General features: G+C 60.8%; 12 protein-coding genes and 1 tRNA gene. 6 read left to right on the forward strand and 7 right to left on the reverse strand.

Translation table 11 applies throughout. The features are described from left to right. Nucleotides 1-8: 8 nt before the first annotated feature. The 3 genes from pilB to NFX52_RS00525 form a co-directional block, all read right to left on the reverse strand. Nucleotides 9-1748, reverse strand: a complete 1740-nt coding sequence (gene pilB / locus NFX52_RS00515) for a type IV-A pilus assembly ATPase PilB (protein WP_055399177.1) — start codon at nt 1746-1748, stop codon at nt 9-11. A 133-nt stretch (nt 1749-1881) separates the two neighbouring features. Then, nucleotides 1882-1958, reverse strand: a tRNA-Pro gene (locus NFX52_RS00520). Nucleotides 1959-1998: 40 nt separating this feature from the next. Beyond that, the gene (locus tag NFX52_RS00525) at nt 1999-2928 is read right to left on the reverse strand and encodes a polyprenyl synthetase family protein (protein ID WP_055399175.1); all 930 of its coding nucleotides are present in this window, start codon (nt 2926-2928) and stop codon (nt 1999-2001) included. A gap of 226 nt (nt 2929-3154) precedes the next feature. On the opposite strand from NFX52_RS00525, the gene rplU reads away from it, so the two are divergent. The 4 genes from rplU (at nt 3155) to proB (ending at nt 6213) form a co-directional block, all read left to right on the forward strand. Then, a complete protein-coding gene (gene rplU / locus NFX52_RS00530; protein ID WP_005794184.1) occupies nt 3155-3466 on the forward strand; it encodes a 50S ribosomal protein L21 in 312 nt (103 codons plus the stop codon). A gap of 15 nt (nt 3467-3481) precedes the next feature. Beyond that, nucleotides 3482-3739, forward strand: a complete 258-nt coding sequence (gene rpmA / locus NFX52_RS00535) for a 50S ribosomal protein L27 (RefSeq protein WP_008905145.1) — start codon at nt 3482-3484, stop codon at nt 3737-3739. Nucleotides 3740-3910: 171 nt separating this feature from the next. Next, the gene (gene cgtA / locus NFX52_RS00540; RefSeq protein ID WP_055399173.1) at nt 3911-4981 is read left to right on the forward strand and encodes an Obg family GTPase CgtA; all 1071 of its coding nucleotides are present in this window, start codon (nt 3911-3913) and stop codon (nt 4979-4981) included. Nucleotides 4982-5073: 92 nt separating this feature from the next. Beyond that, nucleotides 5074-6213: a glutamate 5-kinase gene (proB, locus tag NFX52_RS00545; RefSeq protein WP_055399171.1), complete on the forward strand. Its 1140-nt coding sequence runs from the start codon at nt 5074-5076 to the stop codon at nt 6211-6213. A gap of 113 nt (nt 6214-6326) precedes the next feature. On the opposite strand, the gene NFX52_RS00550 is transcribed toward proB, so the two are convergent. After that, the gene (locus NFX52_RS00550) at nt 6327-6995 is read right to left on the reverse strand and encodes an RNA pyrophosphohydrolase (protein ID WP_252635345.1); all 669 of its coding nucleotides are present in this window, start codon (nt 6993-6995) and stop codon (nt 6327-6329) included. 92 nt (nt 6996-7087) lie between these two features. On the opposite strand from NFX52_RS00550, the gene NFX52_RS00555 reads away from it, so the two are divergent. Both NFX52_RS00555 and NFX52_RS00560 read left to right on the forward strand, forming a co-directional pair. Further along, the gene (locus tag NFX52_RS00555) at nt 7088-8830 is read left to right on the forward strand and encodes a proline--tRNA ligase (protein WP_055399167.1); all 1743 of its coding nucleotides are present in this window, start codon (nt 7088-7090) and stop codon (nt 8828-8830) included. After that, entirely contained in the window at nt 8827-9528 is a 702-nt protein-coding gene (locus NFX52_RS00560) for a lytic transglycosylase domain-containing protein (protein WP_055399165.1), read from the forward strand. Before NFX52_RS00555 ends, NFX52_RS00560 begins: the two co-directional genes overlap by 4 nt. 136 nt (nt 9529-9664) lie before the next feature. Here NFX52_RS00560 and paeA read toward each other — a convergent pair whose 3' ends face one another. The 3 genes from paeA to grxD all read right to left on the reverse strand — a co-directional run bounded on the left by paeA (nt 9665) and on the right by grxD (nt 12683). Beyond that, complete coding sequence (gene paeA, locus NFX52_RS00565; RefSeq protein WP_252635346.1) at nt 9665-11023, reverse strand: polyamine export protein PaeA; 1359 nt, start codon at nt 11021-11023, stop codon at nt 9665-9667. Between the two features lie 173 nt (nt 11024-11196). Further along, on the reverse strand, nt 11197-12204 hold the full coding sequence (locus NFX52_RS00570) for an AAA family ATPase (protein ID WP_055399161.1): 1008 nt from the start codon (nt 12202-12204) through the stop codon (nt 11197-11199). A gap of 155 nt (nt 12205-12359) precedes the next feature. Continuing rightward, the gene (gene grxD, locus NFX52_RS00575) at nt 12360-12683 is read right to left on the reverse strand and encodes a Grx4 family monothiol glutaredoxin (RefSeq protein WP_055399159.1); all 324 of its coding nucleotides are present in this window, start codon (nt 12681-12683) and stop codon (nt 12360-12362) included. Nucleotides 12684-12698: the final 15 nt, after the last annotated feature.

Consider the following 12698-nt stretch of genomic DNA (forward strand, 5'->3'; position numbering starts at 1 on the left):
TCTAGTCGTTATTCGTTGGTGACGGCAAGCACTTCTTCCAGCGAAGTGAAGCCCAGTCTTGCCTTGTGTAGGCCGGATTCGCGGAGCGAGCGCACGCCTTCTGCTCTCGCCTGTTCGGCGATTTCTAGTGCACTCCCGTCGCGCAGGATGATACGTTGGATGTCCTCAGAGATCGGCATGACTTGGTAGATGCCGACCCGTCCCTTATACCCGTTGTTACAAGCGGAGCAGCCTACGGGGCGGTACGTGACCCAGCTTCCATCAATTTCTTCTTCTTTGTACCCTGCTTCGAGCAGCGATTCATGCGGTATATCGGCCGGCGCTTTGCAGGTGGGGCACAACCTGCGGGCCAAGCGCTGCGCTGTGATGAGAATAACGCTGGAAGCAATATTGAACGGGGCGATTCCCATATTGCGCATGCGTGTCAAAGTGGTGGGGGCATCATTGGTGTGAAGCGTTGATAACACCAAATGCCCCGTTTGTGCTGCCTTGATGGAAATGTCCGCAGTTTCCAGATCACGGATTTCGCCGACCATGATAATGTCGGGATCTTGCCGTAGAAAGGATTTGAGGGCTACCGCAAAGGTTAGTCCAGCCTTTTCATTCACGTTGACCTGGTTAACGCCTGGAAGATTGATTTCGGATGGGTCTTCCGCTGTGGCAATATTGACGCCTGGCTTGTTGAGAAGATTCAAGCAGGTATAAAGGGAAACGGTTTTGCCGGAGCCCGTGGGTCCCGTGACCAAGATCATTCCATAGGGCCGCCCGATGGCTTCGAGCAGGCGCTCTTTCTCCTGGGGTTCATAGCCCAATGCATCAATACCCAGCTTGGCACTGCTGGGGTCCAGAATACGGATAACAATTTTTTCACCAAACAAGGTCGGGAGGGTGCTGACCCGGAAATCAATGACCCTGTCCGGGCCCACTTTGAGTTTCATGCGCCCGTCTTGCGGTACCCGCTTTTCAGAAATATCCAGGCGAGAAATCACCTTGATGCGAGATGCCAGCTTATCCTTGATGGCTATTGGTGGGGACGCGATTTCTCGCAATTCACCATCAATCCGAAATCTCACGCGGTATTGATGCTCATAAGGTTCAAAATGTAAATCGGACGCACGCATGTTGAATGCGTCCAGAAGCATTTTGTGCAAGAACTTGACGATGGGAGCATCTTCTACATCAGTAGCTCCGGTATCGTTATTGTCTGGCGCCTCTTCGATGGGTGAGTCGTCAAATTCAAAATCACCACCACCACCCGTCAGCGTTTCCAAAGATTCACTGGCCGATTTGGTGGTGGTTTCTACTAGGCGGCTGAGCTTGTCATACTCCGCAATAATCCAGTCCACCCCCATCTGGGTGGTGAATTTTATTTTTTCGGCTGCTTCCTGGTCCGTAGGGTCTGCAGTCGCAACAATCAGGCGATTATTGCGCTTGCTGAGCACAACAACCCGATATGCTTGGCATATCTTGCCGTCGAGCAGTTCTTTCGGCAGCCGTAATGGATCAATCGCATCCAGATCGAGTAAGGGTGCGCCAAACACAGCCGACACGGTATGGGCCAAGTCGGCAGCTGACACCGCGCCAGAACCGGTCAGTTCGGCAATAAAGCTGGTCCGGCTAGTTTGTGATTTTTTGTAAATGTCCTCTGCTGCCTTCTGGGTCAGCTTGCCAGCAGACATCAGGGCCCTGCCCAATCCGGGGAGGGCCACTGCGGAGGCTTCTTTGGGGGCAGTATCGACAGCGGCCATGTAACCGGAAATATGTTAGGTGTGGAAAAGAAACCATCCTATCATCACCGATCATCTGAAGGCTGTACAGAGATTCGAGATTGGCAACAGCACCACAAAAAGGGTGCTATTGCTGAAAATGCACTGGTATTTATGGTCGGGGTGAGAGGATTCGAACCTCCGGCCTCTACGTCCCGAACGTAGCGCTCTACCAGGCTAAGCTACACCCCGTGTGCCGCTATTGCGCTCAGAAGCTGATGCAATGGGCAGATCAGTTGCGTCTTGTAAGCAACTGTGCGGCCAATTCTAGCAAAGCTGCTGAATATGCATTGGTTGGTAGTTGCTCTGCAGCCGCCATGGCTCGGCGGGCCTCGCTAAAGGCGGCGGCCCGTGTGACTTCCAGTGCGCCGGTCTCGCGGACGATTTGCACGATGTCTGCCAGTTGGTCGGTCGAGCCTTGTTCAATGGCTTGGCGCACGACCTGCGCCTGAATTTCGGTGCCGCGCTCCATGGCAGCGATGAGGGGGAGGGTGGACTTGCCTTCGCGCAGATCGTCCCCCAGGTTTTTCCCCATCTCAGTCGCATCCCCGTCGTAGTCGAGGACGTCGTCAATGATCTGGAAAGCGGTGCCCAACGCTTGTCCGTAGGTTGCGCAAGCTTCCTCAATTTCAGGCGAGCTCTCGGCGAGTACTGCGCCGAGGCGTGCGCTGGCTTCAAACAGTTTGGCGGTTTTAGAGCGAATGACGCGCAGGTAACCCGCTTCGTCGAGCGATGCGTCATGCATGTTCATCAGCTGCAACACCTCACCCTCGGCGATCACGTTGGTGGCCTCCGAGAGTATCTCCATGATCCGCATGCTGCCTGCCTCGACCATCATCTGGAAGGAGCGGGTGTGCAGAAAATCCCCAACAAGCACGCTGGCGGGGTTGCCAAAGGTTTCGTTCGCCGTGGGTCGGCCTCTGCGCAGGGTGGATGCGTCCACGACATCGTCGTGCAGCAGTGTAGCGGTGTGGATCAGTTCCACAACGGCCGCGAGGCTGTGCCGATGTGCGCCCCGATACCCCAGGGCGCCGCAGACCATCAGCAGCAGTGCCGGTCGCAGGCGTTTTCCGCCAGCGGCAATGATGTACTGCGATATCTGGGCTACCAGAGGTACGCTGGACGTCAGGCGCTGACCAATGACCTTGTCGACCTCGTGCATGTCTTGTGCAACGAGCAAGAGAGGGGATGCTGCGGGGGCGGTGTGGTCAGTCAAGATGGTGGTCACAGAAAGAGACCGAATTATAGGAAGCCCCGGAGGCTCTTCGTTGCGACCACCGAGGCGGCGGCGCTGTCGCTGAACGCGGGGGTGGTGTGTTGTATGGCAATGCGCTATACTCTTGGGCTCTGCGGAAATTCGTCTGCAGAACTCATATCAAGAGGTCAACATGTACGCGGTCATAAAAACCGGCGGCAAGCAGTATCGCGTTGCTTCCGGCGAAAAAATTAAAGTAGAACAGATTGCTGCGGACGTAGGCCAGGAAATTGTGATCGACCAGGTTCTGGCTGTCGGCAACGGCGCTGAACTGAAGGTTGGTACGCCCCTGGTGTCCGGCGCAACCGTGAAAGCCACTGTCGTGGCCCACGGCAAGCACGACAAAGTGCACATCTTCAAGATGCGCCGTCGCAAGCACTATCAAAAACGCCAAGGCCATCGCCAGCAGTTCACTGAACTGCAAATCGGTGCGATTGCTGCTTAATCGAAGGAGCTAGTCATGGCACAGAAAAAAGGCGGCGGCTCTACGCGAAACGGACGTGACTCCAAGCCAAAGATGCTGGGTGTCAAGGCGTTCGGTGGTGAACTGATCAGCGCTGGCTCGATCATCGTGCGCCAACGTGGCACACGTTTCCACCCCGGCAACAATGTCGGCGTGGGCAAGGACCACACCTTGTTCGCCCTGGTGGACGGCCACGTGTCGTTCGGCACCAAGGGTGCGTTGTCCAAGTCCACGGTCAATGTGACTCCTGCCTGAGGTTCGTTCCTCTGGTAGCCATCGAAGCCCCGCTTTGCCGGGGCTTTGTTGTTTGGTCTGTACGATGGCGCTCAAGTCGTCGGCAGACGGCGCCTGCAAGGCGTTCCGCAGTTCCGACAGAATCAGGCAGTCTGCTGCTGGTGCTGCGCCCTTTTGTAAACTGGATATCCCATGAAGTTCGTCGATGAAGCCTTTATTGACATTGCCGCCGGTGATGGTGGCAATGGCTGCGTGTCTTTTCGGCACGAAAAGTACAAGGAATTCGGCGGTCCCAACGGCGGGGACGGTGGTCGCGGCGGGCATGTTTTTGCCGTGGCTGATCCGAACCTGAACACCCTGGTGGACTTTCGCTATTCGCGCAGGCACGAGGCCAAGCGGGGCGAGCATGGCATGGGATCGGATATGTTTGGTGCGGCTGGTGCCGACATCACCCTCAAGATGCCGGTCGGCACCATCATCACAGACGCCGAAACGGGCGAGGTGCTCTACGAGCTGCTGAACCCGGGCGAGGTCATCACCATTGCAAAGGGGGGTGATGGCGGCTTTGGCAACATGCGCTTTAAGAGCGCTATCAACCGGGCCCCGCGCCAGAAGACACCAGGCTGGCCCGGCGAGAAGAAGAACCTGAAGCTGGAGTTGAAGGTGCTGGCCGACGTGGGCCTGCTGGGCATGCCCAATGCGGGTAAGTCCACCTTCATCACGGCGGTGTCCAACGCCCGCCCCAAGATTGCAGACTACCCCTTTACGACGCTGCATCCCAACCTGGGTGTGGTTCGCGTGGGGCCGGAGCAGAGTTTTGTGGTGGCTGATATTCCAGGTCTCATCGAAGGCGCTTCGGAAGGTGCGGGCCTCGGGCACCAGTTTCTGCGCCATCTGCAGCGCACCCGCCTGCTGCTGCACATTGTGGATCTGGCGCCTTTCGACGATGCGGTGGACCCGGTGGCTCAGGCCAAAGCCATCGTCAACGAGCTCAAGAAGTATGACCAGCAGCTGTACAACAAGCCGCGCTGGCTGGTGCTGAACAAGCTGGACATGGTGCCCACCGAAGAGCGGGAAGCCCGTGTGAAGGACTTCGTCAAGCGCTTCAAGTGGAAGGGGCCGGTGTTTGAGATTTCTGCCCTGACGCGCGAAGGCTGCGAGCCGCTGATCCATGCCATCTTCCGCCATGTGCAGTCCGAACAGCGGGTGGAGAACGAGCCAGTGGAAATTGATCCACGTTTTGCAGGGGATGCGCCAGCCTGATTTGCAGTCACGGTCTGCGTTCTCATTTGCTATATTAATAATAGCTATTGGCGCTTTTGGAATAAGCGCTAGCGGCCAAAAATACTTAAAAAATGGTTTCCAGCGTATTGCGTGACGCCCGCCGCATCGTGGTCAAGGTAGGCTCCAGTCTTGTGACCAATGAGGGCCGTGGCCTCGACGAAACCGCCATTGGCGAGTGGAGCCGTCAGCTGGCGGCTCTGGTGCGTGGCGATGGTGGGGTGCCGCGCGAGGTTGTGATGGTGTCCAGTGGTGCCATTGCCGAAGGCATGAAGCGCTTGGGCTGGACCACGCGGCCGAACGAAGTTCACGAGCTGCAGGCCGCCGCTGCCGTTGGGCAGATGGGGCTGGCGCAGATGTACGAAACCAAGCTGCGCGAGCAAGGCATGGGCAGCGCACAGGTGTTGCTCACCCATGCTGACCTTGCCGACCGCGAGCGCTACCTGAATGCGCGCTCGACCCTGCTGACGCTCTTGCGCCTGGGTGTGGTGCCGGTGATCAATGAGAACGACACCGTCGTCAACGACGAAATCAAGTTCGGCGACAACGACACCCTGGGCGCACTGGTGGCGAACCTGGTCGAGGCCGACGCGCTGATCATCCTCACCGACCAGAAGGGCCTGTACACGGCCGACCCGCGCCGCGATGCGTCCGCGCAGTTTGTGCACGAAGCCAAGGCCGGCGACCCAGCGCTGGAGGCCATGGCCGGTGGTGCGGGTTCCAGCATTGGCAAGGGCGGCATGATCACCAAGATCCTCGCGGCCAAGCGTGCTGCTGGTTCTGGCGCCTCCACGGTCATTGCCTGGGGGCGCGAATCCGATGTGCTGGTTCGCCTCGTTCAAGGGGAGGCGCTGGGTACGCTCCTTGTGGCCCAGACGCAAAAAAAGCAAGCCCGCAAACAGTGGATGGCCGACCACCTTCAATTGCGCGGCTCGGTGGTGGTGGACGCGGGGGCTGCGGCCAAGGTGCGTGATGAAGGCAAGAGTCTGCTGCCTATCGGTATGACGGCTGTGGAGGGTGACTTTTCGCGCGGCGACGTGATTGCCGTGCGCGACGCATCCGGCACCGAAATTGCCCGTGGCCTGGCCAACTATGCTGCGGCCGAGGCCAGAATGCTGTGCCGCAAGCCTTCGACCGAATTCGAAAAGCTGCTGGGTTACGTTGCCGAGCCAGAGATGGTGCATCGAGACAACATGGTGCTGGCCGCCAGCTGACGGCGAAAGCCAGCAGCCAACGTAGCTTCTCAAAGACACCATCATTCCACCAACAAAAACGCCTGCGATTTGCAGGCGTTTTTCATGGGACTGGCGATCACCTCGCCAATGAATTAACGCGGCGTGGTGACCGCAGGCAGTCCGTCTAGCTCTCCGGGCACACTGTTCTGCGGATCCGGATCGAAACTGGCCCCCGGTGGAAGCTCCATGCCCGGATTGATCAGCATGGAGCCCGTCCGAAACATGGTGCCCGCGTGTTCGCCCTCGCGCGTGCGCATGCCACTGCGCAGGTAGCGGTTGCGCTGCTCGTGGCGAGGCAGGAAGCGGGCCAGTTCCGTCAGCGCCATTTCATAGACGCCACGCTTGAATTCGACCACGACATCCAGCGGAACCCAGTAGTCATTCCAGCGCCAGGCGTCGAATTCCGGATGGTTGGTGGCACGCAGGTTCAGGTCCCAGTCGTGTCCTACCAGTTGAAGCAGATACCAGATTTGTTTCTGGCCCTTGTAGTGTCCGCGTGCATCGCGGCGGATGTACCGGCCAGGCACCTCATAGCGCAACCAGTCCCGGGTGCGGGCCACCACGCGTACGTGGTTGGGCAATAAGCCCACTTCTTCATGCAGCTCACGGAACATGGCTTGCTCGGGAGTTTCTCCCCGGTCAATGCCACCCTGCGGAAACTGCCAGCTGTGGGTGCGTATACGCTTGCCCCAGAACACCTGGTTTTTCTGGTTGAGCAGGATGATGCCGACGTTCGGCCGAAAGCCGTCCCGGTCAAGCATAATCAAACCCCAAATTTTTAAACTGTGTCCATTATGCACGGCGCCTAGCGCGCAGCAAGTGGACGGCCCCGTTCTGCCTGCAATCGATTCCGATGAAAGCCTCCCAATTCTTTATTTCCACCCTCAAGGAAGCTCCGGCGGATGCCGAAGTGGTCAGCCACAAACTCATGACGCGGGCGGGGCTGATCAAGAAGCTGGGCGCTGGCATCTATAACTACATGCCCATGGGGCTGCGGGTGATCCGCAAGGTGGAAGCCATCGTGCGCGAGGAAATGAACCGTGCAGGCGCCGTGGAACTGACCATGCCCGTAGTCCAGCCTGCTGAGCTGTGGCATGAAACGGGCCGTTTCGACAAGATGGGCCCTGAACTGTTGCGCATTCAGGACCGTCACGGCCGCGACTTCGTGGTGCAGCCCACCAGCGAAGAAGTGATCACTGACATCGCGCGCCAGGAACTCAAGAGCTACAAGCAGCTGCCCAAGAACTTCTACCAGATCCAGACCAAGTTTCGCGACGAGCGCCGTCCGCGCTTCGGCCTGATGCGCGGACGCGAGTTCATCATGAAGGATGCTTACAGCTTCGACCGCGACCAAGCCTCGGCCAAGGCCAGCTACCAAATCATGGCGCAGGCTTACCGCCGCATTTTTGACCGCTTTGGCCTGACCTACCGCGCCGTGGCGGCCGACAGTGGTGCCATCGGTGGCGACCTCTCCGAAGAGTTCCAGGTGATCGCTGCCACAGGCGAAGACGCCATCGTCTACTGCCCACAGAGCGACTACGCCGCCAACATGGAAAAAGCCGAAGCGCTGGCCCCTGCCGGCCCACGCGGTGCAGCCACTCAGGCGTTGACCAAAACGGCCACGCCTGGCAAGAGCACTTGCGCCGATGTGGCAGAACTGCTGGGAGTGCCTCTGAACACTACGGTCAAGTCGCTCGTGCTGGCCACAGACGAAACCAGCGAAGCCGGCGAAATTGTCAAGACCCAGGTCTGGCTGCTGCTGCTGCGCGGCGACCACGACATGAACGAGATCAAGGTGGGTAAGGTGCCGGGGCTGGCGGGTTTCCGTTTTGCCACGGTGGGCGAAATCGAAGACCATTTCGGCTGCAAGCCCGGTTACCTGGGCCCCATCGGCCTGAAGAAGCCTTTGAAGATCGTGGCCGACCGCGAAGTCGCCCTGATGGCTGACTGGATCTGCGGCGCCAATGAGGTGGACTTCCACATCACCGGCGTGAACTGGGGCCGCGACCTGCCGGAGCCCGACGCCGTGGCCGACCTGCGCAATGTGGTGGCGGGCGACCGCTCGCCCGACGGCAAGGGTGAGCTGGCGATTGAGCGCGGTATTGAAGTGGGTCATGTGTTCTACCTGGGCACCAAATACAGCAAGGACATGAACGCCACCTTCCTTGGTGACGACGGCAGGCCCGCATTTTTTGAAATGGGCTGCTACGGCATTGGCGTCACGCGCTTGCCCGCTGCGGCCATCGAGCAAAACCACGACGAGCGCGGCATCATCTGGCCCGACGCGATTGCCCCCTTCACCGTGGTGGTCTGCCCCGTGGGCATGGACCGCAGCGAAGCCGTCAAGGCCACGGCCGAGCAGCTCTATGCCGACCTGCTGGCTGCGGGCGTCGACGTGATCCTGGACGACCGGGGTGAGCGCCCCGGTGCCATGTTTGCCGACTGGGAACTGATCGGTGTGCCCCACCGCGTGACCATTGGCGACAAGAGCCTCAAAGACGGCGTGGTCGAGTACCAGCACCGCCGCGACCCTGCGGCCACCAAGGTGGCGGTGGCAGACATCCTGGCCCACGTGAAGGGCCGCATGGCGGTATGAACGCGGCGCGGCTGGTTTCTGCAGTGGGCAGGGCTCCCGATGATGGGGGCTGTGTATCCCGGCGCGTCTGCCTGACGGCGCTGTCGGCTCTGTCTGCACCTGCGGCTTGGCTGGCGGCGCCCTCGCTGGCCTATGCGGGCGGGCAGCTGGAAGAGCCCCTGATGGACTCTGTGCGCACCGCCCTCAGTTCGGCCATTGCCAACCAGGCACCGCCAGAGCCCCATTTTTTCACCACCGAAGCCCGCATTCACTACGTGCGCTGGCTCGCCGCCATGAGCGACCGCCTGCGCCGCCGCAAGCCCGAATGGGAGGTCCGCCGCGACTTCCTGCAGACCGCCTGGTACGAATCCAAGCGTGCCGGGCTGGATGTGTCCCTGGTGCTGGGCCTGATCCAGGTGGAGAGTGCGTTCCGCAAATACGCGGTGTCCAGCGTGGGCGCACGTGGTTACATGCAGGTCATGCCCTTCTGGACACGGGTGATTGGGGATGGTGACCCCGGCAAGCTGTTTCACATGCAGACCAATCTGCGCTTTGGTTGTGTGATCTTGCGGCACTACATCGACCGGGAGCGGGGCGACCTGTTCATGGCTCTGGGGCGCTATAACGGCAGCCGCGGGCGTTCGCCGTACCCGGACGCCGTGTTTCGCGCACAGCGCAACTGGTTGTTCGCCGAGGGTTCACAGCTGCCCGCTGCCTAATTTGCTATTTTTTATATAGCTGCTTGCGCTTATCCATCAATCGCTAAAGGCCAATTGGGCTGATATTTCTGAAATTCTGCATGCGGCAAAAGCCGTCACCTCCCGCCAAGCCGCTGGAGCCCATTCGCCCGCAGGCCTAGGTCGAAGTCGGCGTGGCGATGTCTGCTGGGGTGGCCTGGATGGTCTGGCCGGAGCCTGCTGACTGTGCGGTACCGAGGCGGGACACCATGACCTGGTCGATGCGGTAGCTGTCCACGTCCAGCACCTCGAACTTGTAGCCACCCCAGCTCACGCTGTCCGTCCGGCGCGGAACGCGCCGCAGCATCACCATCAGGAACCCGGCCAGGGTTTCGTAGTCGCCCGCGTGGGGCAGCTCGTCCAGCGACAGTGCGCGCAGCACGTCCTCGACCGGTGTGACGCCGTCGATGAGCCACGAGTTTTCATCGCGCCGCACAATCTGCTCTTCATCCGCCGGGCCGACCAGGTCGCCCATCACGGTGCTCATCACGTCGTTCAGCGTGACCACGCCCACCACCAGGCTGTATTCGTTGACGATGACGGCAAAGTCTTCGTGCACCTGGCGGAACTGTTCCAGCACCTCCGACAGCGTGAGCCGGTCTGGGACGATCAGCACCTTGCGCACCAGACTGTCATCGGCCAGCGAAATGGGCTGGTTGTTCAGCACGCGCTGGAACAGGTCCTTGGCATCCACATAGCCCACCACATGGTCGATGTCCCCCTCGCACACGGGGTAGGTTGAGAAAGGCTCGGCCGCAATGCGCAGGCGGATCACGGAGTCCGGCTCGTCGCGCAAGAAGAAGGCCACACGGTCGCGGGGGGACATGGCGCTGGACACCATGCGCGTGTCCAGCTTGAACACATTCGTGATGACCTGCTGCTCGCGGGCGGCCAGCACGCCGGCACGCGCACCCGCTTCCATCATCGCCAGGATGTCGTCCGAGGTTATGCGGTCGTCCCGCAGCGACGACATACCCAGCACCCGGAACAGCGCATCCGCCCCCCGGCTGTAGAACCACACCACAGGGCGCAGCAGCGCCATGCACCAGGCCATGGGCTGTGCCAGCCGCACCACCAGCCGCTCGGGCTCGGCCATGCCCAGGCGCTTGGGGAACAGGTCGGCAAACAGGATGAAAAGGGAGGTGATGACCAGGAACGAGGCAAGAAAGCCCGCCTTCTGCGCGGCTGATTCCGACAGCCACAGGCCGAACAGCGTGGTGAAGTGGGGGCTCAGCGCACCTTCGCCCACGATACCGCCCAGGATGGCCACGGCGTTCTGCCCCACCTGCACCACGGTGAAGTAGTCGCCCGGCTGCTCCTGCATGCGCAGCACCTGGTCCGCCCTGGCATCCCCTTCGTCGGCCATCTGCCGCAGGCGCAGGCGGCGCGCTGCGGCGAGCGAGATCTCGGCCATGGAGAAGAAGGCGCTGGCTGCAATCAGCAGTCCGATGACAAAGAGGCTTTGGGAGAGGGTCATGAATGGCGACGGAGCGTGGCGCTGCGGCACACCGGATGACTGAGTGTATCTGGGCGTTCCGCAGGCACCTACCCCAGGTGTGCACACACCGGGGGGGGGCTGGTGGGCCTTCGGGGTTGGGGCCCCGAAGGCCAGTCCTGCGGGCGAGCGCAGGACTGGCGGCGGGGGCCTTGTTATTGCACGAAACCGATGCGGCTGCGCCCTGACGCCGCCTTGGGCAGATCAGCAATCTCCACGGTGGACCGGCGGTCCAGCCGCGCATTGCCAAAGCCCGTCATCAGCGCACGCCGCATCTCACGGGGGGGCATCTGTGCCAGGTGGTCCAGCACGTCGTCCGTCGGCTCCGGATCCAGCAGGCGGCCCCAGTCGTGCCCTGCGCGGATGCCCTGGTACAGGTTGCGGGCAATGGTGCGCGCCTGCTCCAGCGTGGGCGCCTCCACCTCGAACACGTTCATGCGGTTCAGGATGGGGTCGGGGATGCCGCGCGTGTCGTTGGCGGTGGTGATCCAGATCACCTGGCTGGCGTCGATGGCCACCTCCGCAAACTCGTCGGTAAAGCTCTGGGCCGTGTCGTACTCCAGCAAGCTGTACAGCGCACCCAGCGGGTCGTACTGCGCATCGCTGCTGGCCTTGTCGATCTCGTCCACCACGATGACCGGATTGGCGTATTCGCCCTCCACCAGCGCCTCGAACACCTTGCCCGGGCGCGCGCCCTTCCACTGCGCCGACGAGCCCGACAGCAGCCAGCCTGCGGTCATGGAGCTCATGGGCAAGAGGTTCATGCCCGTGCCCAGCAGCTCGGCCAGGTGGCGCGCAAAGTGGGTCTTGCCGATGCCGGGCGGGCCCAGCAGCAGCATGGGCGTGACCTCCAGGCCATCGCTGCTGTCCTGCGCCAGCGCCACGTGGCGCTTGACGTCGTCCAGCACCTCGGTGAAGTTGGGCAACTGCTCATAGAGGCTGGCCATGTCGGGGATGCCCGAGGGCTTGACCTGAAAGCGCTCCGGACCACGTTCCAGCATGCGTTCGTACACGGTGCGCAGGGTTTCGTATTCGCGCTGGTTGCCCGACTCCTGCAACCGTGCGAGCTTGCGCTCGACGTCGCCGGGGTGGAACACATTGCGCATCTGGGCCACCGGCAAGCGCAGGGCGGGTGGCTGGGGAACAAGGCTATGGCTGGTCATTGCATGCTCCTGTGATGGTTACGTCACGCAACCATTCAAGCACACAACATGCCCGCTTCAGCACCGGAAAAGCCCCTGATTGGTGCCACTGTTGCGGGCAAACAAAAAGGCCGCCCGAAGGCGGCCTGGTTTGCACGGGGTAGTGGCCGCGTCGATCAGCCTTCGGTGCCCAGCACCTGCTTGAGTTCGCCCGACTCGTACATCTCCATCATGATGTCCGAGCCACCGATGAACTCGCCCTTCACATACAGCTGCGGGATCGTGGGCCAGTTGCTGTATTCCTTGATGCCCTGGCGGATTTCGTCGTCTTCGAGCACGTTGACGGTGACCACGCTCTTGGGGTCCACGCCGCAGGCCTTGAGGATCTGGATGGCACGGCCGGAGAAACCACACATGGGGAAGCTGGCGTTGCCCTTCATGAACAGCAGGATGTCGCTGGATTTGACGAGGGTGTCGATGCGTTGTTGGGTGTCGCTCATGGGAATACTCCTTGA

The sequence above is a fragment of the Acidovorax facilis genome, from assembly GCF_023913775.1.
Lineage (GTDB): Bacteria > Pseudomonadota > Gammaproteobacteria > Burkholderiales > Burkholderiaceae_C > Acidovorax > Acidovorax facilis.

Excerpts from the sequence above, each read along its gene's own strand:
- pilB (WP_055399177.1), bottom strand. The coding sequence starts at position 1,748 with ATGGCCGCTGTCGATACTGCCCCCAAAGAAGCCTCCGCAGTGGCCCTC.
- NFX52_RS00560 (WP_055399165.1), top strand. The coding sequence starts at position 8,827 with ATGAACGCGGCGCGGCTGGTTTCTGCAGTGGGCAGGGCTCCCGATGAT.
- NFX52_RS00555 (WP_055399167.1), top strand. The coding sequence starts at position 7,088 with ATGAAAGCCTCCCAATTCTTTATTTCCACCCTCAAGGAAGCTCCGGCG.
- NFX52_RS00550 (WP_252635345.1), bottom strand. The coding sequence starts at position 6,995 with ATGCTTGACCGGGACGGCTTTCGGCCGAACGTCGGCATCATCCTGCTC.
- paeA (WP_252635346.1), bottom strand. The coding sequence starts at position 11,023 with ATGACCCTCTCCCAAAGCCTCTTTGTCATCGGACTGCTGATTGCAGCC.
- proB (WP_055399171.1), top strand. The coding sequence starts at position 5,074 with ATGGTTTCCAGCGTATTGCGTGACGCCCGCCGCATCGTGGTCAAGGTA.
- grxD (WP_055399159.1), bottom strand. The coding sequence starts at position 12,683 with ATGAGCGACACCCAACAACGCATCGACACCCTCGTCAAATCCAGCGAC.
- NFX52_RS00525 (WP_055399175.1), bottom strand. The coding sequence starts at position 2,928 with ATGCACGAGGTCGACAAGGTCATTGGTCAGCGCCTGACGTCCAGCGTA.
- cgtA (WP_055399173.1), top strand. The coding sequence starts at position 3,911 with ATGAAGTTCGTCGATGAAGCCTTTATTGACATTGCCGCCGGTGATGGT.
- NFX52_RS00570 (WP_055399161.1), bottom strand. The coding sequence starts at position 12,204 with ATGACCAGCCATAGCCTTGTTCCCCAGCCACCCGCCCTGCGCTTGCCG.
- rplU (WP_005794184.1), top strand. The coding sequence starts at position 3,155 with ATGTACGCGGTCATAAAAACCGGCGGCAAGCAGTATCGCGTTGCTTCC.
- rpmA (WP_008905145.1), top strand. The coding sequence starts at position 3,482 with ATGGCACAGAAAAAAGGCGGCGGCTCTACGCGAAACGGACGTGACTCC.